This window comes from Pseudomonas sp. NPDC088322, assembly GCF_044740745.1.
Taxonomy (GTDB): domain Bacteria; phylum Pseudomonadota; class Gammaproteobacteria; order Pseudomonadales; family Pseudomonadaceae; genus Aquipseudomonas; species Aquipseudomonas shirazensis.
Window position 1 is genome coordinate 1 of the sequence record NZ_JBIURK010000007.1, and the last position, 24,444, is coordinate 24,444.

22 protein-coding genes are annotated in these 24,444 nt (G+C 62.9%); 15 read left to right on the plus strand and 7 right to left on the minus strand.

What is annotated here, in order from left to right; translation table 11 throughout:
- The 6 genes from ACIOAU_RS18415 to ACIOAU_RS18440 all read left to right on the plus strand — a co-directional run.
- A partial coding sequence (locus tag ACIOAU_RS18415; RefSeq protein ID WP_401183790.1) for an immunoglobulin-like domain-containing protein occupies positions 1-5,337 on the plus strand: 5,337 nt, incomplete at its 5' end.
- Positions 5,338-5,503: 166 nt separating this feature from the next.
- On the plus strand, positions 5,504-5,845 hold the full coding sequence (locus ACIOAU_RS18420) for a tryptophan synthase subunit beta (RefSeq protein ID WP_101323136.1): 342 nt from the start codon (positions 5,504-5,506) through the stop codon (positions 5,843-5,845).
- Positions 5,846-6,028: 183 nt separating this feature from the next.
- Complete coding sequence (locus ACIOAU_RS18425; RefSeq protein ID WP_375140317.1) at positions 6,029-6,928, plus strand: TauD/TfdA dioxygenase family protein; 900 nt, start codon at positions 6,029-6,031, stop codon at positions 6,926-6,928.
- 18 nt (positions 6,929-6,946) lie between these two features.
- Positions 6,947-7,966 (plus strand): ABC transporter substrate-binding protein, encoded by a 1,020-nt coding sequence (locus ACIOAU_RS18430; protein WP_101322657.1) that lies wholly within the window; start codon positions 6,947-6,949, stop codon positions 7,964-7,966.
- Between the two features lie 6 nt (positions 7,967-7,972).
- Complete coding sequence (locus ACIOAU_RS18435) at positions 7,973-8,836, plus strand: ABC transporter ATP-binding protein (protein ID WP_150573222.1); 864 nt, start codon at positions 7,973-7,975, stop codon at positions 8,834-8,836.
- Between the two features lie 13 nt (positions 8,837-8,849).
- Positions 8,850-9,713 carry an ABC transporter permease gene (locus ACIOAU_RS18440; protein WP_401183794.1) on the plus strand — a complete coding sequence of 288 codons (864 nt, stop codon included), beginning with the start codon at positions 8,850-8,852 and terminating at the stop codon, positions 9,711-9,713.
- Positions 9,714-9,735: 22 nt separating this feature from the next.
- Here ACIOAU_RS18440 and ACIOAU_RS18445 read toward each other — a convergent pair whose 3' ends face one another.
- Positions 9,736-10,293, minus strand: coding sequence for a WYL domain-containing protein (locus ACIOAU_RS18445; RefSeq protein WP_101322654.1), 558 nt, complete (start codon positions 10,291-10,293; stop codon positions 9,736-9,738).
- A gap of 205 nt (positions 10,294-10,498) precedes the next feature.
- Here ACIOAU_RS18445 and ACIOAU_RS18450 point away from each other — a divergent pair, with 205 nt between their 5' ends.
- The 6 genes from ACIOAU_RS18450 to ACIOAU_RS18475 all read left to right on the plus strand — a co-directional run bounded on the left by ACIOAU_RS18450 (position 10,499) and on the right by ACIOAU_RS18475 (position 16,456).
- Positions 10,499-11,311 (plus strand): tetratricopeptide repeat protein, encoded by an 813-nt coding sequence (locus ACIOAU_RS18450; RefSeq protein WP_401183797.1) that lies wholly within the window; start codon positions 10,499-10,501, stop codon positions 11,309-11,311.
- A gap of 112 nt (positions 11,312-11,423) precedes the next feature.
- Positions 11,424-11,876 (plus strand): MarR family winged helix-turn-helix transcriptional regulator, encoded by a 453-nt coding sequence (locus tag ACIOAU_RS18455; protein ID WP_101322652.1) that lies wholly within the window; start codon positions 11,424-11,426, stop codon positions 11,874-11,876.
- Entirely contained in the window at positions 11,873-13,960 is a 2,088-nt protein-coding gene (locus ACIOAU_RS18460) for an FUSC family protein (protein ID WP_401183799.1), read from the plus strand. Before ACIOAU_RS18455 ends, ACIOAU_RS18460 begins: the two co-directional genes overlap by 4 nt.
- Entirely contained in the window at positions 13,957-14,169 is a 213-nt protein-coding gene (locus ACIOAU_RS18465; protein WP_101322650.1) for a DUF1656 domain-containing protein, read from the plus strand. Before ACIOAU_RS18460 ends, ACIOAU_RS18465 begins: the two co-directional genes overlap by 4 nt.
- The gene (locus ACIOAU_RS18470) at positions 14,166-15,041 is read left to right on the plus strand and encodes an HlyD family secretion protein (protein WP_150571428.1); all 876 of its coding nucleotides are present in this window, start codon (positions 14,166-14,168) and stop codon (positions 15,039-15,041) included. The genes ACIOAU_RS18465 and ACIOAU_RS18470 overlap by 4 nt, the downstream gene beginning before the upstream one ends.
- Positions 15,038-16,456, plus strand: coding sequence for an efflux transporter outer membrane subunit (locus tag ACIOAU_RS18475; RefSeq protein ID WP_150571427.1), 1,419 nt, complete (start codon positions 15,038-15,040; stop codon positions 16,454-16,456). The genes ACIOAU_RS18470 and ACIOAU_RS18475 overlap by 4 nt, the downstream gene beginning before the upstream one ends.
- 20 nt (positions 16,457-16,476) lie before the next feature.
- On the opposite strand, the gene ACIOAU_RS18480 is transcribed toward ACIOAU_RS18475, so the two are convergent.
- The gene (locus tag ACIOAU_RS18480; protein WP_312389591.1) at positions 16,477-17,964 is read right to left on the minus strand and encodes a YifB family Mg chelatase-like AAA ATPase; all 1,488 of its coding nucleotides are present in this window, start codon (positions 17,962-17,964) and stop codon (positions 16,477-16,479) included.
- A 110-nt stretch (positions 17,965-18,074) separates the two neighbouring features.
- A complete protein-coding gene (locus ACIOAU_RS18485; protein ID WP_181109146.1) occupies positions 18,075-18,374 on the minus strand; it encodes an accessory factor UbiK family protein in 300 nt (99 codons plus the stop codon).
- A gap of 404 nt (positions 18,375-18,778) precedes the next feature.
- Between ACIOAU_RS18485 and glnK the strand changes: the two genes are divergently transcribed.
- The 3 genes from glnK (at position 18,779) to sutA (ending at position 21,240) form a co-directional block, all read left to right on the plus strand.
- Positions 18,779-19,117, plus strand: a complete 339-nt coding sequence (gene glnK, locus ACIOAU_RS18490) for a P-II family nitrogen regulator (RefSeq protein WP_002555808.1) — start codon at positions 18,779-18,781, stop codon at positions 19,115-19,117.
- 48 nt (positions 19,118-19,165) lie between these two features.
- On the plus strand, positions 19,166-20,488 hold the full coding sequence (locus tag ACIOAU_RS18495) for an ammonium transporter (RefSeq protein ID WP_150573217.1): 1,323 nt from the start codon (positions 19,166-19,168) through the stop codon (positions 20,486-20,488).
- 428 nt (positions 20,489-20,916) lie between these two features.
- Positions 20,917-21,240, plus strand: a complete 324-nt coding sequence (gene sutA / locus ACIOAU_RS18500) for a transcriptional regulator SutA (protein ID WP_101322644.1) — start codon at positions 20,917-20,919, stop codon at positions 21,238-21,240.
- 54 nt (positions 21,241-21,294) lie between these two features.
- Here sutA and ACIOAU_RS18505 read toward each other — a convergent pair whose 3' ends face one another.
- From ACIOAU_RS18505 to dapF, 4 genes are read right to left on the minus strand one after another with little or no spacing between them, the layout of a single operon-like run.
- On the minus strand, positions 21,295-21,990 hold the full coding sequence (locus ACIOAU_RS18505; protein ID WP_101322643.1) for an HAD family hydrolase: 696 nt from the start codon (positions 21,988-21,990) through the stop codon (positions 21,295-21,297).
- Entirely contained in the window at positions 21,987-22,886 is a 900-nt protein-coding gene (gene xerC / locus ACIOAU_RS18510; RefSeq protein ID WP_101322642.1) for a tyrosine recombinase XerC, read from the minus strand. Before xerC ends, ACIOAU_RS18505 begins: the two co-directional genes overlap by 4 nt.
- Positions 22,886-23,596: a DUF484 family protein gene (locus ACIOAU_RS18515; protein WP_101322641.1), complete on the minus strand. Its 711-nt coding sequence runs from the start codon at positions 23,594-23,596 to the stop codon at positions 22,886-22,888. Before ACIOAU_RS18515 ends, xerC begins: the two co-directional genes overlap by 1 nt.
- Positions 23,597-23,609: 13 nt before the next feature.
- On the minus strand, positions 23,610-24,440 hold the full coding sequence (dapF, locus tag ACIOAU_RS18520; protein ID WP_101322640.1) for a diaminopimelate epimerase: 831 nt from the start codon (positions 24,438-24,440) through the stop codon (positions 23,610-23,612).
- Between the last annotated feature and the right edge of the window lie 4 nt (positions 24,441-24,444).

Sequence of the window (24,444 nt, forward strand, 5' to 3'; positions counted from 1 at the left end):
GCCGTCGACCTGACTGGCGCGACCACCACTGTTGCCGTCGAAGACACCATCGATACCACGACTGTGGCCGTCACTGCTGAAGCTGCGAAAGAAGGGGATGCCAACCTCACCTTCAACTTCCAGCTGAGCAATCCGCCGCAGGCGGGTACCACTGCTAACTTGACCGTTAACGTCGGTGGCACTGATTACACCGTCACTGTTGGCGCTGATGGCAAGGGCACCTTGTCGGTCCCGAATACCAACGTTGAAGATGTCTACAAAGATGGCAGTGAAGTCACTGCGACCGTCACTGCGGTCAATGGCGGTAACTTCGAAGCCGTCGATCTGACCGGCGCGACCACCACTGTTGCCGTCGAAGACACCATCGATACCACGACTGTGACAGTCACCGGCGTACCGGCGAAAGAAGGCGATGCCAACGTCACCTTCAACTTCGAGCTGAGTAACAAGCCTCAGGCTGGCAGCGATCCGGTCGTCCTGAACGTACGCATCGGCAGCACCGACTACACCGTCAACATCGACAGCAACGGCAAGGGCTCGATCCAGGTCCCGAACCCGAACAGCGAAGACGTGTACAAGGACGCCAGCCAACTGGTCGCCACCGTCACGGGCGGCACTGGCGGCAACTTCGAGAAGATCGCCACTGGCGCGACCGGCACAGCGCAAATCGCTGACACCGAGACCCCAGTCACCGTCAAGGTCACCGGCGTTGCGGCCACCGAAGCAGATGCCAAGGTCACCTTCAACTTCGAGCTGAGCGACAAGCCTCAGGCCGGCAGCGATCCAGTTGTTCTGAACGTACGCATCGGCAGCACCGACTACACCGTCAACATCGATAGCAACGGCAAGGGCTCCATCCAGGTCCCGAACCCGAACAGCGAAGACGTGTACAAGGACGCCAGCCAACTGGTCGCCACCGTCACTGGCGGCACCGGCGGCAACTTCGAGAAGATCGCCACTGGCGCGACCGGCACGGCGCAAATCGCTGACACGGAGACCCCAGTCACCGTCAAGGTCACCGGCGTTGCGGCCACCGAAGCAGATGCCAAGGTCACCTTCAACTTCGAGCTGAGCGACAAGCCTCAGGTTGGCAGCGATCCCGTCGTACTGAACGTACGCATCGGCAGCACCGACTACACCGTCAACATCGATAGCAACGGCAAGGGCTCGATCCAGGTCCCGAACCCGAACAGCGAAGACGTGTACAAGGACGCCAGCCAACTGGTCGCCACCGTCACCGGCGGCACTGGCGGCAACTTCGAGAAGATCGCCACTGGCGCGACCGGCACAGCGCAAATCGCTGACACCGAGACCCCAGTCACCGTCAAGGTCACCGGCGTTGCGGCCACCGAAGCTGATGCCAAGGTCACCTTCAACTTCGAGCTGAGCGACAAGCCTCAGGCCGGCAGCGCGCCAGTCGTACTGAACGTGCGCATCGGCAGCACTGACTACACCGTCAACATCGACAGCAACGGCAAGGGCTCGATCCAGGTCCCGAACCCGAACAGCGAAGACGTGTACAAGGACGCCAGCCAGTTGGTCGCCACCGTCACCGGCGGCACTGGCGGCAACTTCGAGAAGATCGCCACTGGCGCGACCGGCACAGCGCAAATCGCTGACACCGAGACCCCTGTCACCGTTAAGGTCACTGGCGTTCCGGCTACCGAGGCTGATGCCAACGTCACCTTCAACTTCGAGCTGAGCGACAAGCCGCAGGCCGGCAGTGCGCCAGTCGTTCTGAACGTACGCATCGGCAACAGCGACTACACCGTCAACATCGACAGCAACGGCAAGGGCTCCATCCAGGTCCCGAACCCGAACAGCGAAGACGTGTACAAGGACGCGAGCCAGTTGGTCGCCACCGTCACCGGCGGCACTGGCGGCAACTTCGAGAAGATCGCCACTGGCGCGACCGGCACAGCACAAATCGCTGACACCGAGACCCCAGTCACCGTCAAGGTCACCGGCGTTGCGGCCACCGAAGCAGATGCCAAGGTCACCTTCAACTTCGAGCTGAGCGACAAGCCTCAGGCCGGCAGCGCGCCAGTCGTATTGAACGTGCGCATTGGCAGCACTGACTACACCGTCAACATCGACAGCAACGGCAAGGGCTCCATTCAGGTCCCGAACCCGAACAGCGAAGACGTGTACAAAGACGCTAGCGAGTTGGTCGCCACCGTCACCGGCGGCACCGGCGGTAACTTCGAGAAGATCGAAACCGGCGCGACTGGCACAGCACAAATTGCTGACACCGAAACCCCTGTCAGCGTAATCATCACGCCGCAAGCTGCGACTGAAGCTGACGCCGACGTCATCTTCAACTTCCAGATGAGCAAGCCGCCGCAGGCTGGCAGCGACCCAGTGGTACTGGTCGTCAAAGTCGGCGCCAGCAACTACAACGTCTCGATCAACAGCCAAGGCCAAGGCACGCTGAGCGTACCTAACCCAAACACCGAAGACGTCTTCAAAGACGCCAGCAAGCTGGTTGCGACCGTGGTCAGCGGCACCGGTGGCAACTACGAGAAGATCGAAACCGGCGCAACCGCGATTGCCGATATCGCCGACACCATCGATACCGTCTACGCCAAGATCAGCATGGTCGGTACCGGTTCGGTCAACGAAGGCGGCAACCTGACCTACAAGGTCGAGCTGGTCGACAAGTCGGGCAACTCGATCAGTGTGCCAACCGGCAAGTCGGTTTCGGTCAACCTGGAATGGTCCGGCAATGCTGATGCCAGCGACATTGAAGGTACGCTGCCAACCAGCGTGACCATCAATGGCGGCAAGAGCAGCGTCGAGTTCAACGTCAAGACCTTCGACGACACCAAGATCGAAAGCAGCGAGACGCTGACCGCCACCATCAAGCAGGTCAACGACACCAATCAGGTGTTCGAGAACCTCGCGGTGGGCAGCCAGAACGTCGCCACTGGCACCATCATCGACAACGACAAAGGCCCGGTCATCACCGCGCCTGGCAGCGCTTCGATCATCGAGAGCGGCACCGGAGGTGGCGCTGATGTGGTCCTGGTCCTCGACCGCTCGGGCAGTATGGGGCCGAAGGGCAACGGCGACGGCGGCAGCGACCCGGATGGTAGCGGGCCGTATACCTCGCGCCTGCAGATGCTCAAGGAAGCGGTCAAGAACCTGTTCGACTCCGGTACCGTGCATTCGGTGTTTATCGTGTCGTTCGGCTCCAGTGCCACCTTCCACAGTTCCGGTAAAGATGGCGGCTGGTTCACCAACCTGGATGACGCCTATGCGGCCATCGACGCCCTCAAGGCTGGCACCCAGACCTACTACAACAGTGCCCTGAACACGGTCATCAACAACTACACAGCGCCGCCGCCGGGCGGCAACAAGCTGGTCAACATCTTCATGTCCGACGGCGTGCCTACCAGCGGCCAGGGCGCCAATGAAAACAACTGGATCAACTTCCTTGACCAGAAAGGCTTCAATGACTCCTTCGCTGTGGGCTTCGGCGGGCTGAGCAATACCGACAAGAACTACCTCGAGCCGATCGGCTGGAAGCCAGGTGAAACCGCCGGTTCCATCACTCAAGGTGTGAATGACAACCACGTACTGGTCGTCGATACCTCGCTCAGCGCCCTGACTCAGGCGCTGGTGGGTAGCGTTGGCGGCAGCGCGGTGTCCGGCAACGTCACCGACAACGCCACCAGCGGTACCGCTGGCTGGGCCAGCAACGGCTGGAAGCTGACGTCGGTTGAGTACAACGGCGTTACTTACTCGTTCACCAGTGCCACCGACTCCAAGACCCTCGACCTGGGCAATGTCGGCAAGGTAGTGATCAAGTCCGATGGCAGTTACACCTTCTCGGGCAAGGACAACTTCGACACGGCCGATTCGCTGTCGGCAGTGGTCAAGTTCACGGTCAAGGATGCTGCTGGCAACACCGCGTCCTCGTCGCTGACCCTGACTGTCAACGACCGCAGCGACCCAATCGCTGGCAACGACGACGTGACCGCCACACTGACCTCGAAAACGGTCATGGGCGCGCCAACCGACGTTACCTTGGCCAGCTTCACAAGCGGCGAGAAGAGCCAGTGGCGGTTCGAGAACGCAGTCGATCGCGACACGCCTAACCCGGCAGCCGACACCGGCCGCTGGCAGGTGAGTTCGGTGGTCGGCACCACGGCGGATGCCAGTGTCAGCAGCGGCAGCAATCCGACCCTCGTGCTGACGGATCGCAACGGTAATAGCAACGGCGATGCCTCGATCCTGACCCCGCTGTACAAAGCAGTGGGCGGCGAGACGATGTCGTTCAAGGCGGTAGCTTCGCTGTCGACAGTGAATTACTGGTTTTCGACCGAGAAAGACACTGCGGCCTGGACGCTGTTCAAGAGCACCGATGGCGTCAACTGGACCGTGGCCGGAGGCGGCTCGATCGCCAACGGTACCTCCACCATCACCACCGATGCGCTGGAAGCGAACGCCCAGTACCGCGTGCAACTGAGCGTGCATGACGACACCAGCAGCTTCTACACGGGTAATGCCTCGGTCAGCTTCGACGACTTCAAAGTCACCGTACCTGGCGCCCCCGTGGTCGAGTGGACTGCCACCCCTGTCACTGGCACTGTGGCTGGCAACGACGTGTGGGGCACTGACGGCGAAGTCTCGACCCTGGCAATCAAGGTCAACGGCGCCTGGGTCGATGTACCAACAGGCGGCACCACCGTCGACGGTCAGTACGGCAGCCTGGTGATCGCCAAAGACGGCTCGTACACCTACACCCCGACTGCGAGCAAAGACGGCGTCGGCCACATGGATCAGTTCGATTACAAACTGACCCAGCCGGACGGCGATACCGACACCGCGCACCTGTACGTGACCATTCAAGGTACCGGCCCAGGCGCAGCTGGCCTGGCGGCACCGGCGTGGACCAGCGGCAATGACACGCTGCTGGGCGGCGACGGTAACGACAACATCTTCGGCGGTGCCGGCAACGACACGCTGATCGGCGGCAAGGGCAACGACACCCTCACCGGCGGCAGCGGTGCCGACCTGTTCGTCTGGAAAGCGGGCCACACCGGCAACGATGTGATCACCGACTTCAAGGCGTCCGAAGGCGACCGCATCGACCTCAGCGAACTGCTCCAGGGCGAGAAGGGCAGCACCATCGACAACTATCTGAAGATGACCACCGTGCAAGGTGACACCGTTCTGCAGATCAGCAGCGATGGCAAGCTCAACGTTCAAGATGGCACCAATCACGTCGATACCACTATCACCGTGCAGGGCGTCAACTGGTCGAACAGCTCCATCAACTCGCTGATCAGCGGTGCCGATCCGCTGATCAAGGTCGACAACCACAACGGCTGATGTTCACCCGCCAGCAGCAGGCAACTGCAGCTGGCGTTGTGCACTGATTCGATTCCGGCCTCGTCGCAGCTTGCCTGCAACGAGGCCGGAGTCGTGTTGGGCTACCTCAAGCGTTATCCTGCCCCTATCGCAACCAGAAGGATTCACCGTGACAACGGATCACAGCCTGTATTACGTGCAGCGCGACGCCGATGGGCGCCTGTCGCGGGTCGACGCCAAGGCTTTTGAAGGCCATACCGAAACCCTGCCGGGTGACCACGTCGAGGTCCTGCATTGGCTGGCCGACGATGTTGTCGGCAACAGCCTCAACCAGCTCAAACAGAGCGATCTGGACATGATCCGGGTGCTCGAGGACTTGATCGAAGTGCTGACCAACAAAGGCGTGCTGAGCATTACCGACCTGCCGGCCGGCGCTCAGGCCAAGTTGCTCAGCCGCTCCAGCGCACGGCGTGCATTGGGTGGATTGAGTAACCTGATCGAAGAAGAGCCTGAAGGTGGTTTGATCTGAGCAGCCGTTCATATGTATATGCACTAACGGTATTTAAAATAATGTTCTTATGACTTTATAGTCACTCCACTGCGTACCTGCCGACCAATCGGCGCGCCGCACGATGTGAATCCACACGGGAGTCCCCCGTGCGTTTCTGATCGTTGCGCGCCTTTTGCATCGCGCACTATGTGGGAGTGACACATGCCAGCCGTCTCCAGCGCCTTGTCGAGCAACGACAGCGCACCCTCGCAACCCTTCGAGGTTCGTCCATTTGCCGGCGCAGTCGGTGCCGAAGTCATCGGCCTGAACCTGGCTCAGCCGGTCAACAGCGAAGACTTCCAGCGTATCCATCGCGCTCACCTCGACCATCACGTGCTGGTTTTCCGTGACCAGCGCATCGTTCCCGAACAACAGATTGCGTTCAGCCGCCGCTTCGGCGAGCTGCAGATCCATGTGCTCAAACAGTTCCTGCTGCCGGGTCATCCAGAGATACTGATCGTTTCCAACATTGTCGAAAACGGCCAGAACGTTGGCTTGGGCGATGCGGGTAAATTCTGGCACTCCGATCTTTCCTATAAAGAGCTCCCCAGCCTCGGTTCGATGCTGCACGCCCAGGAGTTGCCCAGCGAAGGCGGCGATACCCTGTTCGCTGATATGCACAAAGCCTGGGACGCCGTGCCCGATGCCCTGCGCAAGGTCATCTCCGGCCGTGATGCCGCGCATTCGTATACAGCGCGGTATGCCGAGACCAAGTTTGAAGGCAACTGGCGCCCGACCCTTACTGCCGAGCAGCTCGCGCAGGTTCAGGAGGTGATCCACCCGGTCGTACGCACCCATCCGGAAAACCACCGCAAGGCGCTGTTCGTCAGCGAAGGCTTCACCACCCGCATCGTTGGCCTGCCGGCAGACGAGAGCCGTGATGTGCTGCAGCAGCTGTACGCCCTGAGTGTTCTTGAACAGAACATCTACCGCCATCAGTGGCAGCCGCATGATCTGGTGTTCTGGGACAACCGCTCGCTGATCCATCTGGCCGCCGGCTGCCCAGCGCACCTGCGGCGCAAACTTTTCCGCACCACCATCCAGGGCGATGCCCCGTTCTGACGACCGAGAGAATTCACCATGCGCAAATCCATCAGCCGCCTGGCGGCGAGCATCACCTTGGGCGCGACCCTGGCCGTTGGCACCCTGGCAGCGCCGGTCGCGGCACATGCCGAAGGCAAGATTCGCATCGCCGAGCAGTTCGGTATCGTCTATCTGCTGCTCAACGTAGTGCGTGACCAGCAACTGATCGAAAAGCACGGCAAGGAAGAAGGCCTCGACATCAAGGTCGACTGGGCACAGTTATCAGGGGGCGCGGCGATTAACGACGCATTACTGTCCGGATCGGTGGATATCGCCGGCGCCGGCGTCGGCCCACTGCTGACCGTCTGGGATCGGACCAAAGGCCGGCAGAACGTCAAGGCTGTGGCCTCGCTGGGCAACTTCCCGTACTACCTGGTCAGCAGCAACCCGAATGTGAAAACCATTGCCGACCTGTCCGAGAAAGACCGCATCGCGGTGCCGGCCGTAGGGGTGTCAGTCCAGTCGCGCTTCCTCCAGTACGCTGCCGCCAAGCAGTGGGGTGACAAGGAGTACAACCGTCTCGACAAATACACCCTCGCTGTCCCGCATCCCGATGCCACCGCAGCACTGCTGGCCGGCGGCACCGAACTGAACGGGCATTTCTCCAACCCGCCGTTCCAGGACCAGGTGCTGGCCAACAAGAACGTGCACATTGTGCTCAACAGTTATGACTTGCTTGGGCCTAACTCGCCGACTCTGCTGTTCGCCACCGAAAAATTCCGCAACGACAACCCGAAAACCTACAAAGCCTTTGTCGCCGCACTGGCCGAAGCCGCCGAGTTTGCTCAGCACGACAAGGCCGCCGCAGCCGATACCTATATCCGCGTGACCAAGGCCAAGATCGACCGCGACGCGCTGATCCGGCTGATCGACAACCCGCAGTACGAGTTCACCATCACGCCGAAAAACACCTACCCGTTGGCCGAATTCCTCTACCGGGTCGGCGCGATCAAGAACAAGCCCGCATCCTGGCAGGACTATTTCTTCGAGGACGCTCGTCCTCTGCAGGGGAGCTGAACGCCAATGACCGCCCAATTGCCAGGCCACGCGGCCAGCAAGCTGAGCCATGTCGCTACGCCGGCATTGCTGACTGTGGATAACGTGAGCCTTGAATATCGCACCGCGCAGCAGGTGGTGCGCGCCACTCACCAGGTCAGCTTCGAGGTCGACCAGGCGGATCGTTTCGTTCTGCTTGGGCCCTCCGGCTGCGGCAAGTCAACCTTGCTCAAGGCAGTTGCCGGCTTTATCGAACCCAGCGAAGGACAGATCCGTCTGCAGGGCGAAGCGGTGCGCGGCCCAGGTGCTGATCGCATCGTGGTGTTTCAGGAGTTTGACCAACTGCCACCCTGGAAGACGGTGAAGCAGAACGTCATGTTCCCGCTGCTGGTATCCGGTCAGCTCAAACGCAACGAGGCCGAGCAGCGGGCTTTGCACTACCTGGACAAAGTTGGCCTGGCTGCGTTTGCCGATGCCTACCCGCACACACTCTCGGGAGGCATGAAAGCGCGGGTGGCGATTGCCCGTGCGCTGGCAACCCAGCCGAAGATCCTGTTGATGGACGAGCCGTTCGCTGCACTCGATGCCCTCACCCGACGCAAGATGCAGGAAGAGCTGCTGCTGCTGTGGGAGGAGGTGCGTTTCACCCTGCTGTTCGTCACCCATTCAATCGAGGAAGCACTGATCGTCGGCAACCGCATCTTGTTGCTGTCGCCGCATCCAGGGCGAGTTCGCGCTGAGGTGCACAGCCACCAGTACCACCTGGGCAGCCTGGGCGCCAGCGACTTCCAGGCCAGTGCCAGGCGTATTCACCGGCTGCTGTTCGACGAGGCATCAGAGCCTGAACACAGCGCCGAGCTGGGCTTCAACGACATTCGCATCGCCTACTGAGGGGAGACAGGGCATGACCACGACACCTGTTCGCCAGGAATATGAAGTGCAGCTGGAGCCTTTGCTCAGTGTGCCGCTGCAAAGGCAGTTACCGTTAAGCCAACGCTTGTGGCAGCAAGGCTGGCTGCGCAAGACAGTGATTCTGCTGGTGCTGGCAGTCGCCTGGGAGCTGGCTGCCCGCTATACCGACAACGACCTGCTGCTGCCCAGCTTCCTGCAGACGGCTGCGGCACTGTGGGATTCTCTGCTCAGCGGCGAACTGCCTGAAAAGGTCGGCGTCTCGTTGGTGGTACTGCTCAAGGGCTATCTGTTGGGCATCATGCTGGCCTTCGGCCTGACCAGCCTCGCCGTATCGACGCAGTTTGGCCGCGACCTGCTCAGCAGCCTGACCTCGATGTTCAACCCGCTGCCGGCAATCGCTCTGCTGCCATTGGCCCTGCTGTGGTTCGGCCTGGGCGACAACAGCCTGATCTTCGTGCTGGTGCACTCGGTACTGTGGGCACTGGCACTCAATACCTACGCAGGCTTCATGGGTGTATCCGAAACCCTGCGCATGGCCGGGCGCAACTACGGCCTGCGCGGCCTGCGCCTGGTCGTACACATCCTCGTGCCCGCAGCGCTGCCGTCGATCCTGTCTGGCTTGAAGATTGGCTGGGCGTTCGCCTGGCGCACGCTGATCGCTGCCGAGCTGGTATTCGGCGCCAGCAGCGGCAAGGGCGGATTGGGTTGGTATATTTTCCAGAACCGCAACGAGCTGTACACCGACAAGGTGTTTGCCGGGCTGGCGGTGGTGATCTTGATCGGCTTGCTGGTCGAGGGGCTGGTGTTCAACACGCTGGAGCGCGTTACCGTGCGTCGCTGGGGGATGCAACGCTAAGGGCTGCGCCAGGCGCTGTGGCTCAGTCCTGATATTGAGCCGCAGCGCTGCTCAAGGTACGCCCGATTTCCTCACGCAGTGACTGCGGCAGCTCGACCACCAGGCTGTCGCCCTGACTCAGCAGCCACCAGCGCAGCGGCCAGCCGTCGCTGACCGTCGCGCGCAGGCGGTGGCCGTGTTCCAGCGCGGTCAACTGCATGTCCGGGGTCAACGGCGCGTCACGCAACTGTCGAGCGAGCAGATCGCTGATCCACGCCTGCAGCTCAATGCCATCACCCTGCACCGGCTGCAGCGCATCCCCGCGCAGGTACGCCTGCAAATCGAAATTGCCGCGCAGCTCGCTTACCGCTGCCGCTGACCAGTGCCAGCCAAACGGGATGCTCTTGTCATTGCGCTCAAGCGGGAAGATCAACGCAAGCTCGTTGAGGTCGCGCTCGACCGTGCGCTTGCTGACGATAAAGCCGACGTCACGCAACCCCCAGACCAACTCGGCGCTGGTAATGCCGGGCGAGCGGCTAGGCAGCTGACGTAGCAGGGCCCATTGACGGCTGAGGGTGGCGCGAGTAGTGGCGAACGGCAAAGGTAAACGTCCTTGTCTAGGCTTGCCGCACCAGAATGGCGGCACAGGGCGCGCATGGCAATTAGCCACACCTCGCTCAGATCAATGAACCTGCATTTGGTTGCCTGGGTTCGGATCGTTCGCGACAGGTTTCGTCGTAGCATGCCGCAGAATCACGCCTCACCACGGCTGTGGTTGGGTTGTGAAGCGTTCAATGAGGATGAACATGTCTGCTGCCAGCAATATCCATTCGCTGCTCGCGCGTCTTTTACCGGCGCGGATAATCCCTGTGCCGATTCCTCCGCGCCAGCGTCAGCACCTGTTCACCGGTGTCGGTCTACCCAGCTACTGCGGGCAGTTGGGCGAGCGCCCTGGCCTGGTCAATCGCCTGGATGAAGCCGTCGACCTGCAGGCGGTGTATGCCGACCTGCGCCGGCTTGCGCTGGCGGGCAACATCGCTGCACTGAACGACCTTGGCTGGATCTGGCTCAACGGCAAGTACTGGCTGGCAGATACGGTCCTGGCTGGGCATCTGCTGCGCATGGCCGCGCTGCAGGGCAATGCTGCCGCCTGGTTCAATCTTGGCCAGCAGCACTACTTCGGCAAAGGCGTGGCGGTGTGTTACGAGCAAGCCGCCGAATGCTATCGCCAGGCATTCGAGGGCGGCCTGCTGCACGCTGCCGCAGCGTTGGGCGACCTGTTCGAAGAGGAAGTCTGCGACGCTGAGCAGGAATGGATGGTTGACCCGGTCGAGGCGCTGCGCTGGTTCATGCGCGGGGCCAGACTGGGCGAGGCACGCTGTCGGTTTGAGGTCGGCCATCGTTTTCTGCATGGGTTGTATGTCGAGGCCGATATCAAGGCCGCCCTGTACTGGCTGGAGCTGGCTGCAGCCGCCGGGGTGATGCAGGCAGCAGAAGAGCTGGCGGTGCATTTCAGCAGCCGCAACATGGCCCGCTACAGGGGTTGGCGTGATCAGGCGATCCAGATGGGCAGCAACCTGGCCTTGACCATGAAGCTTGAAGACCAGGTTCAGCGCTGAAGTGCATGAATAACCTTTCATCCTCGCAGCTCATCGCCGGCGGTTGACGCGGGGGGTGGGGCAGGGCGTATATTGATAGTTAGCAAACTATGAATATATTTCCGGTTACTCCATGACACTCGATTCACTGCACCTGCAAGTCAGTAGCGGCATGGTGGTTGGCGCACGCCACTGGCGGCGTATCTGCCATACAGCCCTGACCAGCTATGGTATTTCCGAAGCCTGCGCGGTGCCGCTGCTGATGATCGTGCGCCTGGGCGATGGCGTGCATCAGGTTGCGGTGGCCAACGCTGCCGGGCTGGAGAGCCCGTCACTGGTGCGCCTGCTCGACCAGCTGTGCCGAGCCGGGCTGGTCTGTCGCAGTGAAGACCCGCTCGATCGCCGGGCCAAGGCGCTGAGCCTGTCTGCCGAGGGCCGGGTACTCGCCGAGTCGATCGAAGGCGAGTTGGTGCGTCTGCGGCGTGACATCCTCAAGGGCATCAGCCAGGCTGATCTGGAGGCCTCGCTGCGAGTGATCCGGGCCTTCGAAGCCGCCGCTCAAGGGCCTATTGAGGGCCTGGCATGAACGGCTTCTTCAGCTCGATGCCGCCCGCCCGCGACTGGTTCTACGGCGTGCGCACCTTTGCCGCGTCGATGATCGCCCTGTACATCGCCCTGCTGATGCAGCTGCCGCGCCCGTACTGGGCGATGGCTACGGTGTACATCGTCTCCAGCCCTTTCGTTGGCCCTACCAGCTCCAAGGCCCTGTACCGCGCCCTCGGTACGCTGCTCGGCGCCGGCGGGGCGATCCTGCTGGTACCGCCGCTGGTACAGTCGCCGTTTTTGCTGTCGGGGGCCATCGCCCTGTGGACAGGGACCTTGCTGTTCCTCTCGCTGAACCTGCGCACCGCCAACAACTACGTGCTGATGCTGGCGGGCTATACCTTGCCGATGATTGCTCTGGCGGTAGTCGACGACCCGCTTGCGGTGTTCGACGTCGCCTCGTCGCGGGCCCAGGAGATCTGCCTGGGCATCGTTTGCGCAGCGGTGGTGGGCGCGATCTTCTGGCCGCGGCGGCTGGCGCCGGTGGTGGTCGGTTCTACCGGCAATTGGTTCGCCGAAGCGATCCGCTACAGCGACAGCTACCTGGCCCGTGATGTCGCGGTCGACAATGTCGCCGCCCTGCGCGCCTCGATGGTTGCCACCTTCAACAGCCTCGAGCTGATGATCGGCCAGCTCGGTCACGAAGGCGCCGGCCCGCATACCTTGAAGAATGCCCGCGAACTGCGTGGCCGGATGATCCACCTGCTGCCGGTCATTGATGCCCTCGACGACGCCCTGCACGCCCTCGAAGGCCGCGCGCCAGCGCAGTTCAACCTGATTCAGCCGCTGCTGGCCGATGCTCGCGATTGGCTGCAAGGCAGCGCCGAGGATGCTTCGGTGCTGCGCTGGCGCACCCTCAGAGACAAACTCGAATCTCGGCAACCAAGCGCTGCCGCGCTCGATCAGCGGCCCGAACTGCTGCTCTCCAACGCGCTTTACCGACTGACCGAATGGGTCGACCTGTGGCAGGACTGCTGCGCCCTGCAACATGCTTTACGCACCGATGACGCTACGCCCTGGCGGGCGGTCTACCGGCATTGGCGGCTGGGCCGGCTGACGCCGTTTTTCGACCGTGGGCTGATGCTCTACTCGGTGTTCTCTACGGTTACAGCGATCATCGTCGCCTGCGCATTGTGGATTGGCCTGGGCTGGCACGACGGCGCCAGCGCAGTGATCCTCGCCGCGGTCGCCTGCAGCTTCTTCGCCGCCATGGACGACCCCGCGCCGCAGATCTACCGGTTCTTCTTCTGGACTATGCTGTCGGTGATCTTCTCCAGCCTGTACTTGTTCCTGGTCCTGCCCAACCTGCACGACTTCCCGATGCTGGTGCTGGCCTTCGCCGTGCCGTTCATCTGCGTCGGCACCCTCACCGTGCAGCCGCGCTTCTACCTCGGCACCTTGCTGACCATCGTCAACACCGCGACCTTTGTCAGCATCCAGGGTGCCTACGATGCCGACTTCTTCACCTTCCTCAATGCCAACCTGGCAGGCCCGGTGGGCTTGCTGTTCGCGTTTATCTGGACCTTGCTGATGCGCCCGTTCGGCGTCGAGCTGGCGGCCAAACGGCTGACCCGTTTTGCCTGGCGCGACATCGTCGAAATCACCCAGCCAGCGCCGCTGGCTGAGCAGCGCAAAGTCGGTGTGCAGATGCTCGACCGCCTCATGCAACACCTGCCGCGGCTGTCGCAGACTGGCCAGGACAGCGGCGTGGCCCTGCGTGACCTGCGCGTGGGCCTGAACCTGCTGGACTTACAGGCCTACCTGCCGCGGACTGGCCTGCAAGCACGCCAGGCGCTGCAAACGGTGATCGAAGAAGTCGGCGCCCACTATGCGCAGTGCCTGCGCGCCGGCGAACGCCTGCATGCGCCGGCAGAGTTGCTGCGCAACATGGAGCGCGCCCGGCAGAGCCTGGCGCTGGACGATCTGCACGATCGTGGCGATGCCCGCGTGCATTTGCTGCACGCCTTGAGCGGCCTGCGCCTGGCCTTGCTGCCGGGTGTCGAGGTGATGCTTGAGCCCAGTGCCCCCGCGCAACTGCCTGATGGCATCGATGGAGCCCCGCTGTGATTGGTGAACTGGATATCAGCGGGGTGTTCCTGCCCACGCTACTGGTGATGATGATCGGCACCTACCTGCTGTTTCTTGGCGTGCACGCTGTGCTGGTGCGCCTGCATTTCTACCGCCTGGTCTGGCACCGGGCGTTGTTCAACGTTGCCCTGTATGCCGTGCTGCTTGGCGCGGTAGACCACTTTTGCCGAAGCCTGATGCTGCCATGAAAAAACCTTTGTTGACCTTGGGCCGTGTGGTCCTGACCCTGCTGGTAGTGACCTTTGCCGCCGTGCTGATCTGGCAGATGGTGGTGTACTACATGTTCGCCCCGTGGACCCGCGACGGCCACATCCGCGCCGACGTGATCCAGATCGCCCCGGACGTGTCCGGGCTGATCCAGCGCGTGGAGGTGCGCGACAACCAGGTGATCAAGCGCGGCGACGTGCTCTTCAGCATCGACCAGGACCGCTTCAGCCTGGCCCTGCGCCACGCCCAAGCGACCTTGAGCGAGCGCCAGGAAACCCTCGCTCAAGCCACCCGCGAAACCCGGCGCAACAAAAAGCTGGGCAACCTGGTCGCGGCCGAGCAGTTGGAAGAAAGCCAATCGCGTGAAGCCCGCGCCCGCTCGGCGGTCAATCAGGCTCAGGTCGCGGTCGACAGCGCGCAACTCAACCTTGATCGCTCGGTAGTGCGCAGCCCGGTCGACGGCTACCTCAACGACCGCGCCCCGCGTGCCCATGAGTTCGTCACCGCCGGGCGTGCAGTGCTGTCGGTGGTCGATAGCGGCTCGTACCACGTCGATGGTTATTTCGAAGAGACCAAGCTCGGCGGCATCCATATCGGCGATGCCGTCGACATCCGCGTGATGGGTGACGACACCCGCCTGCGTGGCCACGTCGAAAGCTTTGCCGCCGGCATCGAAGACCGTGACCGTAGCAGCGGCGCCAACCTGCTGCCCAACGTCAACCCGGCGTTCAGCTGGGTACGCCTGGCCCAGCGCATCCCGGTGCGGATTGCCTTCGATCAGGTGCCAGCCGACTTCCGCATGATCGCCGGGCGCACGGCCACAGTGACTATCCTCGAGGGCCAGCGCCCATGAAACGCCTGTTGCTGCTTGGCCTGAGCCTGTCACTCGGCGCCTGCCAGATGGTCGGCCCCGACTATCAGGTACCAGAGGACGCTGCGGTCCAGCGCAGCGACCTCAACGGCGCCCTGCGCCAGGACGCCGACAGCGTGGTCTCGGCACCGGTGCCGGAGGACTGGTGGCAGCTGTACCAGGACCCGCGTCTGAACCAGCTGGTACGCCAGGCCCTGGCCAGCAACAGCGAACTGCGCGTGGCGGCAGCCAACATCGCCAAGGCCCGCGCCCAGCTTGAGGTCGCTGAATCGCAGGGCGGCTTTGGGGGTTCCGGCAAGCTTGCTGCGCAACGCCTGCAGGAGTCTGGCGAAGCCTTCCTGCAACCGGAAAAAGTCCCGGTCGCAAACATCGGCGAAGCGATCATCAGCGCCTCCTACCAGTTCGACCTGTGGGGCACCTTCAAGCGCGGCACCGAAGCCGCCCAGGCCAACGCCGACGCCGTCCAGGCCGCCGCCGACACTGCCCGCATCACTTTGGTGGCCGACGTGGTCAAGGCTTACACGCAGGTGTGCTCGGCCAACGAAGAGCTGCACATCGCTCGCCAGTCGCTGGACCTGCAACAGCAAGGCGTGCAACTGACCCAGCGCCTGCGTGATGCCGGCCGTGGTGATGAAACCCAGGTCACTCGCTCGCAAACCCAGCTCAAGTCGTTGAGCGCTGAGTTACCGCGTTTTCAGGCTGAACGCGAGACCGGCCTGTACACCCTGGCGGCGCTGCTGGCGAAACCGGTCGAGCAACTGCCGGCAGGCACTGCCGACTGCGCCGAGCTGCCGCATCTGGCTCAGTTGATCCCAGTAGGTGATGGCGCTGCACTGCTCAAACGCCGCCCCGACGTGCGCCAGGCAGAACGTCAGTTGGCAGCCGCTACAGCGAGCATCGGTGTCGCTACAGGTGCGCTGTATCCGAACATCAGCATCGGCGCTCAGGTCGGCACCATCGGCATCCTCGACAACCTCGGCGAGCCGTCTACCAACCGCTGGGGCTTTGGCCCGCTGGTCAGTTGGACCATCCCCACCAACGGCACCCGTGCCCGCATTCGCGAGGCCGAGGCCTCGACGCAAGCAGCGCTGGCGCACTTCGACGGGGTGGTGCTCAACGCCATCCGCGAAACCCAGACCCGGCTGGCGCAGTACAGCGCACTGCTCGACCGCCGTGATGCGTTGGCCGAGGCCGAACGTTCGGCCCAGCAAGCGGCCGAGCAGACTCACCGCTACTTCCAGGCCGGGCGCGAGTCGTTCCTGGCGGACCTGCAGGCGACCCGCACCTACACCGACATGCGCGGGCAGCTGGCTGCGGCCAACAGCCAGGTGGCGATGGGGCAGATCAGCGTGTTTCTGGCGTTGGGTGGTGGCTGGAAAGACCCAGCCGGCAAGTGATGCCGGCACGCTGAGCTGATCTACGAACCTGGCCGGTACTGCAACGCCTCAGCCAGATGGGCGCGGCCTATGCTGTCCAACTGCTCCAGATCAGCCAAGGTCCGCGCTACCTTGAGCAGCCGATGGGCCGCGCGCAGCGACAAGGTCAGGCGCTCGCAGGCGTTCTCCAGCCAGCTCTGGTCCTCTGCACTCAAACCGCAATAACGGCGCAGGCCATTGAGGTCGAGAAACGCATTGGCACAGCCCTGCCGGCGTTGTTGGCGCTCGCGGGCCTCGGCCACCACAGCAGCGACGCCGGCACTGGTTTCGCCGCTGGGCTGGTTGGTCAGCACCGTGCTCTCGCGGGCTACGGTCAGATGCAGGTCAATCCTATCTAGCAGCGGCCCGGACAACTTGTTGCGGTAACGCTGGATCAGTTCGGTGCTGCAGCGACAGCGGCCGGTGGGGTCGCCCAGATAGCCGCAGGGGCACGGGTTCATCGCTGCCACCAACTGAAAGCGGGCAGGGAAGCGCACTTTGTCCTTGGCCCGCGCCACCACGATCTCGCCGCTCTCCAGTGGCTCCCGCAACACCTCCAGCACCCGCCGCTCGAACTCCGGTAGTTCATCAAGAAACAGCACACCGTGGTGGGCAAGGGTGATCTCCCCCGGCTGTGGCCGACTGCCGCCACCGACCAGGGCCGGCCCGGAGGCCGAGTGATGCGGATGTCGGAACGGCCGCTGTGGCCAGCTGTTCAACGGCGTGCGCCCGCTCACCGACTGAATCGCCGCCACCTCCAGCGCCTCATGCTCATCCAGCGGCGGCAGCAAGCCAGGCAGACGGCTGGCGAGCAAGGTCTTGCCGGTGCCTGGCGGGCCGGTGAACAGCAGGTTGTGGGCACCCGCCGCCGCCAGCAGCAGCGCCCGTTTGGCCGCCACCTGGCCCTGCACTTCGCTCAAATCCGGGTAAGGCTTGCTCTGCAGCACCAACCCATTGGCCGCGTAAGGCGCCAACGGCACCTGGCCGTTGAGGTGGGCGACCAGCTCCTGTAGATGGGCAACCGCATACACCACCAATCCACTGGCCAGGCTCGCCTCCTCGGCATTGTCCCGCGGCACCACCAGTGCCCGGCCGGCATCGCGTGCCGCCAGCGCTGCAGGCAGTACCCCCTGCACCGCCCGCACGGCACCGGACAAGGCCAACTCGCCCAGGCACTCGATCTCGCTTAGCTGGGCAACCGGCACCTGCGCATCGGCCGCCAGAATACCTAGAGCAATGGCCAGGTCGTAGCGCCCGCCGTCCTTGGGCAGGTCGGCAGGGGCGAGGCTCTGGGTAATGCGCCTGGCGGGATAGTTCAGGCCCGAGTTGACGATGGCGCTGCGCACCCGGTCCTTGCTCTCTTTGACGGTGGTTTCCGGCAGGCCGACCAGCGTCAGCGTGGGCAAGCCATTGGCGAGATGGGTCTCGACACTGACGGCAGGCGCCTCGACGCCGACCTGGGCGCGGCTATGAACAAGGGCGAGGGACATGGACACTCCGTGGTCGCTGATGAACGCCGCGTCCTGCGGCACGTCATCAGCGTAGCGGGGTGTTGTGTGGCTGCTTCGGGAAGAGTGCTTCGGGGTTTTGCAGGGGGCCTTTAGGAAGCCGCTTGATCCGCCGCCGGTTCAGCCGCCTGCGCCGCTGGCGCCGCACTCATCCGTGCATCCAGCTCAGCAACCTGCTTCTCCAGCGCCTCAAGCCGCGCACGGGTGCGTGCAAGCACAACCATCTGGCTGTCGAATTCTTCCCGGCTGACCAGGTCGAGCTTGCTGAAGGCGCCCTGCATAAGCACCTTGAACTGGCTTTCCAGTTCAGCGCGGGGCTGGGCAGTGTCACCGTTGAACAGGCGCGAGGCCTGGTCGCTAAGGGCGTCTAGAAATGCTTTGGGCGCGAGCATGGTGGGCTGTCCGCTTGATCGAAAAAAGAGCCCAAGTGTAGCACGCCGGTATAAAGGCCCTTTGCCGCACGCTTTTCGCGCATTCAGGAGATAACCTGCGCACCAAAACCGTGCAGGTTTTCACTGATGGCGACTGGCCCAATCTGAACATTCCACGCAACTCGCTGTTTCCCGAGCATTTCCAGGTTTTGGCAAGGTTTCTGCAATGACCTTTACGAGCCATGCACTGATGCGGGTCCTTGTGACCAGGCAGTGCGCAGGCCGCGCCGCGAGGCGTTTGTTCAGCGTCACTTGCGAGATCGACGCCGAGCCATGCCAACGATGCGTTACAAAGCCGAGCACTGCGCTTAGACTTGAGACGGGTTTGTTTTCCTGGGGCAAGTCCACCAAATCGGGAGAGTTTCATGAAGCTAGTCACTGCCATCATCAAGCCGTTCAAACTGGACGACGTTCGCGAGTCGCTGTCGGAAATCGGCGTGCAGGGCATCACCGTCACTGAAGTCAAAGGCTTCGGTCGGCAGAAGGGCCACACCGAGCTGTATCGCGGTGCTGAGTACGTGGTCGACTTCCTGCCCAAAGTGAAGATCGACGTCGCCATCGACGACAAGGATCTGGACCGGGTAATCGAGGCCATCACCAAGGCCGCCAACACCGGCAAGATCGGTGACGGCAAGATTTTCGTAGTCAATCTGGAGCAGGCGATCCGCATCCGTACCGGCGAAACCGATACCGACGCGATCTAAGCGACACAACAAAGCCTCACCAAACCCAACGCCCCAGGAGAAAACAACATGACTCTGCGTCAGATCGCAGGGCTAGGCGCCCTATTGTCCCTCGCAATGCCAGGCCTCGCGCTGGCCGAGGAAGCTGTCCCTACGCTGAACTCCGGCGACACCGCATGGATGCTCACTGCGACGGCGTTGGTGCTGTTCATGACCATTCCAGGTCTGGCCCTGTTCTACGGCGGCATGGTCCGCTCCAAGAACGTGCTTTCGGTGATGATGCAGTGCTTCGCCATCACCGGCCTGATCAGCATCCTGTGGATGGTGTACGGCTATAGCCTGGCCTTCGATACCACCGGTATGGAAAAAGGCGTGCTCAACTTCAGCTCGTTCGTGGGCGGCTTCTCCAAAGCCTTCCTCAACGGCGTGACCCCAGACAGCCTGACGGCGGCCTTCCCGGAAGCAGTGTTCATCACCTTCCAGATGACCTTCGCCATCATCACTCCCGCGCTGATCGTCGGTGCCTTCGCCGAGCGGATGAAGTTCTCGGCGATGCTGATCTTCATGGCAGTGTGGTTCACCCTGGTCTATGCGCCTATCGCGCACATGGTCTGGAGCGGCGACGGCGCACTGATGTGGGACTGGGGCGTACTCGACTTCGCTGGTGGCACCGTGGTGCACATCAACGCCGGTATCGCGGGCCTGGTCTGCTGCCTGGTGCTGGGCAAGCGTAAAGGCTACCCAACCACGCCAATGGCACCGCACAACCTGGGCTACACCCTGATCGGCGCAGCCATGCTGTGGATCGGCTGGTTCGGCTTCAACGCAGGCTCCGCCGCAGCTGCCAACGGCACCGCCGGCATGGCCATGCTGGTCACCCAGATCGCCACCGCCGCTGCGGCGCTGGGCTGGATGTTCGCCGAGTGGATCTTCCACGGCAAACCAAGCGCGCTGGGCATCGCTTCGGGTGTAGTGGCAGGCCTGGTGGCAATTACCCCGGCAGCCGGCACCGTGGGCCCGATGGGCGCTCTGGTGATCGGCCTGGCCTCGGGTGTGATCTGCTACTTCTGCGCCACCAGCCTCAAGCGCAAGCTGGGCTATGACGACTCGCTGGATGCATTCGGTGTACACGGTATCGGCGGCATCGTCGGCGCCTTGCTCACCGGTATCTTCGCGGCACCGGCTCTGGGCGGCTTCGGCGCCGTGGACGACATCGGCGCGCAGTTCTGGATTCAGGCCAAGGGCGTGATCTTCACCGTGGTCTACACCGCTATCGTCACCTACATCATCCTCAAGGTGCTGGATATGGTGATGGGCCTGCGGGTCACCGAAGAAGAAGAGTCGGTCGGCCTCGACCTGGCGCAACACAACGAGCGTGGCTACAACCTGTAATCACGACGAAAAAAATTGCCCGGTTCGCCGGGCATTTTTTTGTCTGAATTTCGCAGTTTCGTGCAGAGCAAACGGTTTATCCGTTACGTTCGCGACGGATGCCAAAAACTTACAACCTGCAGTGCGTTTATGGAGCTTTGCTTTTTCTGCGAGCACGCTAGAATGCGCGCCGGAGAGTGCTGAAGAGTTAATCTCGCGCTTCTTCCAGCCTTTGCTAGGCTTGCCAATATCGTATGGCCAGCACCGGCTCAGGGATTTCGTCAGGCTCTGCCAGCAGCAGGGCCTGCAGGGTAGCGCTGCTCATCCAGCAGCGCATGCTCAAGGGCAGTGGCCAAACCCACGGCCAGTTGAATTTTCACTGGTGGCTGCCGGTCTACGGCAACACTGGTCTATAACCAACCTGCTTTTCGCAAGCCATGAGGTAGAACATGAGCGACGACGATCTGGAAACTGACGACCTCGAAGTAGGCGACGAAGACGAGGCTGATGAAGGTCTTGAGGCTGCTGCCGATGACGGCGTCGAAGACGCTGGCGACGACACCCCGGTACCTGCTGCCAAAGGCAAGTCCAAGGCTGCCGTGACGGTAGACGACATGCCGAGCATGGAGGCCAAGCAGAAAGAGCGCGACGCCCTGGCCCGTGCCATGGAAGAGTTCTTGAATCGCGGTGGCAAGGTGCAGGAAGTGGAGGCCAATGTGGTCGCCGATCCGCCCAAGAAGCCCGACAACAAGTACGGCAGCCGCCCTATCTGAGTGGTTGTCTGCAAAAAAGCCCGCCGTCGCTGCGGGCTTTTTTGTGGCTGCTGTTCAGCGCCAGCGGGCGAGTACGTCAGGCAGCTGCGACAGCCGCTGAATCTGCGCATCAGGCGCTTTATCGCCGGTCCAGGCCTTACCCTGCGGGTTGAACCATACCGCGCGCAGGCCGGCCCGCTGGGCCCCGGCGATATCGTCGCCAGGGTGATCGCCAACGTGCACTGCGGCTTCAGCCGGCGCATCACCGCGCTTCAAGGCCTCAAGAAACGGCGCCGGGTCCGGCTTGCCGATGCCAAGGTCCTCGGCGCACAGGGCAAACTTGAAGTAATCGGCCAGGCCAATGCGGGCGACGTCGGCGTTGCCATTGGTGACCACACCCAGGGTGTAGCGCTGGCGCAGGATCTCCAGCACCGGCTGCACTTCAGGGAACACCTCGACCTGATTACGCGCGTGTAAAAACACCTCGAAGCCTTCGTTGGCCAATTGCTGCGCTTGCTGGTCGCTGTAGCCGACGTCACGCAGGGCGTGGTTGAGTACGCGCCGCCGCAGGGCGCTGATGCGGTGCTTCAGGCCGGGCTCGGCTTGCACCAGGCGTTCACGGATGGCGTACAGGTGCTCGACTGCCACGCCGCCCAGGCGCGGGGCGTTGGCTTCGAGCCAGTCGCGCAGCACGGTCTCGGCGCTGAGGATCACTGGCGCGGTGTCCCACAAGGTATCGTCGAGGTCGAAGGTGATTAGCTGGATGCTCATGAGTCGTTGCCCTTGCTGCGTTTGGCCCGGGGATGGGCGCTGTCGTAGACCGCTGCCAGGTGCTGGAAGTCCAGGTGGGTATAGATCTGCGTGGTGCTGATGTCGGCATGGCCGAGCATCTCCTGCACCGCCCGCAGATCCTGGGACGATTCCAGCATATGGCTGGCGAAGGAATGGCGAAGCATGTGCGGGTGCAGGTGCTGGCCCAGCTCGCGCTCGCCGGCCGCCTTGACCCGTAACTGAATGGCCCGCGGGCCGAGTCGCCGGCCCTGGCGGCTGACAAACACCGCGTTGTCCTGCGGCGCGCTGATGCCGCGTAGCTTGAGCCACTCCTGCAGCGCCTCGCGGGCCTTGCGGCCGACCGGCAGCACGCGGGTCTTGCTGCCCTTGCCCTGCACCTGCACCAGGCCGTCGGCGAGGTCGAGGTGCTCGAGATCGAGGTTGGTCAGCTCGGACAAGCGCAAACCAGAGGAATAGAACAGCTCGAGAATGGCCTGGTCGCGGCGGGCAATGAAGTCGTCGTCGACGCCACCGTCCAGCAGTTGCAAAGCGCGGTCGGCATCCAACGCCTTGGGCAGGCGGCGCTCGCCCTTGGGCGGCGCCAGGCCATTGGCCGGGTCGTGCTCGCAGAGGCCTTCGCGGTTCAGGTAGCGGTACAGCCCGCGCACCGCCGAGAGCAGCCGGGCGATGCTGCGCGAGGACTGCCCGTGATGATGCTGGCGGGCAACCAACTGGCGCAGTTGCTGGATGTGCAGTGCGCCCCAGTTGGTAATGCCTTGGGCACCGCAGTATTCGAGGACTTTCTCCAGGTCGCGACGGTACGCTTGCTGGGTGTGCGGCGATACCTGGCGCTCATTGCGCAGATGCGCGCAATAAGCCTCCAGCTGGCGCTCCATCAGCGCACCGGTCGCAGGGTCTGGGTGAGCCGTGGAACCACCCGGCCAAGCACTTCAGCGATGTAGCTGAGGAACAACGTACCGACGCTGCTCTTGTAGTGCTGCGGGTCGTGGCTGCCGATCGCCAGCACGCCATGCAGGCCCTGATATTCCAGGGTGGCCACCGCGCTGGAGCCGACGTCCTTGCGTTGCTCTTCGCCAAACAGGAACGCCAGCTCGTGCTCACGCAGGTTGCCGCTGACCGTCTTGCCGCTGCCCAGCAGGGCGCCGATGGCCTGTTGCGCCTCGGCATTGCTGACCCAGCGGCCGACCGGTGTGGCGTTTTCACCAAACAGGATCAGGCTGACGAAGGGCACCTTGAATTCCTGGCGCAGGCTGTCTTCGACGGCCATCACCACTTCTTCCAGGCTGCTGGCATCGAGCAGGTCGAGGATCAGCCGGCGGGTCTTGTCGAACAGCCGGTCGTTGTCGCGGGCGACGTCCATCAGTTGCGACAAGCGATGGCGCATCTCGATATTACGGTCGCGCAACAGCTTCAGCTGGCGCTCCACCAGCGACACGCTGTCGCCGCGCTGGTGCGGGATCTGCTGTTCGAGCAGCAGTTCGTCGTGCTCGGCAAAAAACGCCGGGTGCGCACGCAGGTAGGCAACCACCGCCTCGGCATCGAGGTCGGTGGCCTGTTCGGGTAAAACCTGTGGCTGATCGGTCATGGCGCTTACTCGGTTAGAGGCGAACCTGTCCTTCATAGACGCGCACGGCAGGGCCGGTCATCAATACCGGTTGGCCGGGGCCTGCCCACTCGATGCTCAGGCGCCCGCCTGGCAGGTCGATGGACACGGGCGAATCCATCCAGCCCTGGCTGATAGCGGCCACGGCAGCGGCACAGGCGCCGGTACCGCAGGCTTGGGTTTCACCGGCGCCACGTTCCCATACCCGCAGGTTGGCGCGGTGGCGGTCGACAATCTGGATAAAGCCGGCGTTGACCCGCTGCGGGAAGCGCGGGTGGTGTTCGATCTTCGGCCCCAGCTCGTGCACCGGTGCGGTCAGGACATCGTCGACGCGCAGCACGGAGTGAGGGTTGCCCATCGAAACGGCGGCAATCGAGTAGTTCTGGCCGTCGACTTCCAGCGCGTAGCTCAGCGCCTGCTCGGCAGCCTGGAACGGGATCTGCTCCGGGTCCAGCCGCGGCGGGCCCATGTCCACGCAGATCTGGCCGTCGTTGCGCACGTCCAGCTCGATGATGCCGCCTTTGGTTTCGACGCGGATGAGCTTTTTCGCGGTCAGACGCTTGTCCAGCACGAAGCGCGCAAAGCAGCGCGCACCGTTGCCGCACTGCTCGACCTCGGAGCCATCGGCATTGAAGATCCGGTAGCGGAAGTCCACGTCCGGATTGTTCGGTGCTTCGACGATCAGCAACTGGTCGAAACCGATACCGGTGTGCCGATCACCCCATTGCTTGGCGTGCTTGGGCTGGATGTGCGCGTGCTGGCTGACCAGGTCGAGGACCATGAAGTCGTTGCCCAGGCCGTGCATTTTGGTAAAACGCAGCAGCATGGGT

What these genes read in the sequence shown, in the direction of transcription:
- ACIOAU_RS18425 (WP_375140317.1), top strand. Translation starts at nt 6,029, where the DNA reads ATGCCAGCCGTCTCCAGCGCCTTGTCGAGCAACGACAGCGCACCCTCG.
- ACIOAU_RS18430 (WP_101322657.1), top strand. Translation starts at nt 6,947, where the DNA reads ATGCGCAAATCCATCAGCCGCCTGGCGGCGAGCATCACCTTGGGCGCG.
- ACIOAU_RS18435 (WP_150573222.1), top strand. Translation starts at nt 7,973, where the DNA reads ATGACCGCCCAATTGCCAGGCCACGCGGCCAGCAAGCTGAGCCATGTC.
- ACIOAU_RS18440 (WP_401183794.1), top strand. Translation starts at nt 8,850, where the DNA reads ATGACCACGACACCTGTTCGCCAGGAATATGAAGTGCAGCTGGAGCCT.
- ACIOAU_RS18450 (WP_401183797.1), top strand. Translation starts at nt 10,499, where the DNA reads ATGTCTGCTGCCAGCAATATCCATTCGCTGCTCGCGCGTCTTTTACCG.
- ACIOAU_RS18455 (WP_101322652.1), top strand. Translation starts at nt 11,424, where the DNA reads ATGACACTCGATTCACTGCACCTGCAAGTCAGTAGCGGCATGGTGGTT.
- ACIOAU_RS18460 (WP_401183799.1), top strand. Translation starts at nt 11,873, where the DNA reads ATGAACGGCTTCTTCAGCTCGATGCCGCCCGCCCGCGACTGGTTCTAC.
- ACIOAU_RS18470 (WP_150571428.1), top strand. Translation starts at nt 14,166, where the DNA reads ATGAAAAAACCTTTGTTGACCTTGGGCCGTGTGGTCCTGACCCTGCTG.
- ACIOAU_RS18475 (WP_150571427.1), top strand. Translation starts at nt 15,038, where the DNA reads ATGAAACGCCTGTTGCTGCTTGGCCTGAGCCTGTCACTCGGCGCCTGC.
- ACIOAU_RS18480 (WP_312389591.1), bottom strand. Translation starts at nt 17,964, where the DNA reads ATGTCCCTCGCCCTTGTTCATAGCCGCGCCCAGGTCGGCGTCGAGGCG.
- ACIOAU_RS18485 (WP_181109146.1), bottom strand. Translation starts at nt 18,374, where the DNA reads ATGCTCGCGCCCAAAGCATTTCTAGACGCCCTTAGCGACCAGGCCTCG.
- glnK (WP_002555808.1), top strand. Translation starts at nt 18,779, where the DNA reads ATGAAGCTAGTCACTGCCATCATCAAGCCGTTCAAACTGGACGACGTT.
- ACIOAU_RS18495 (WP_150573217.1), top strand. Translation starts at nt 19,166, where the DNA reads ATGACTCTGCGTCAGATCGCAGGGCTAGGCGCCCTATTGTCCCTCGCA.
- sutA (WP_101322644.1), top strand. Translation starts at nt 20,917, where the DNA reads ATGAGCGACGACGATCTGGAAACTGACGACCTCGAAGTAGGCGACGAA.
- ACIOAU_RS18505 (WP_101322643.1), bottom strand. Translation starts at nt 21,990, where the DNA reads ATGAGCATCCAGCTAATCACCTTCGACCTCGACGATACCTTGTGGGAC.
- xerC (WP_101322642.1), bottom strand. Translation starts at nt 22,886, where the DNA reads ATGGAGCGCCAGCTGGAGGCTTATTGCGCGCATCTGCGCAATGAGCGC.
- ACIOAU_RS18515 (WP_101322641.1), bottom strand. Translation starts at nt 23,596, where the DNA reads ATGACCGATCAGCCACAGGTTTTACCCGAACAGGCCACCGACCTCGAT.
- dapF (WP_101322640.1), bottom strand. Translation starts at nt 24,440, where the DNA reads ATGCTGCTGCGTTTTACCAAAATGCACGGCCTGGGCAACGACTTCATG.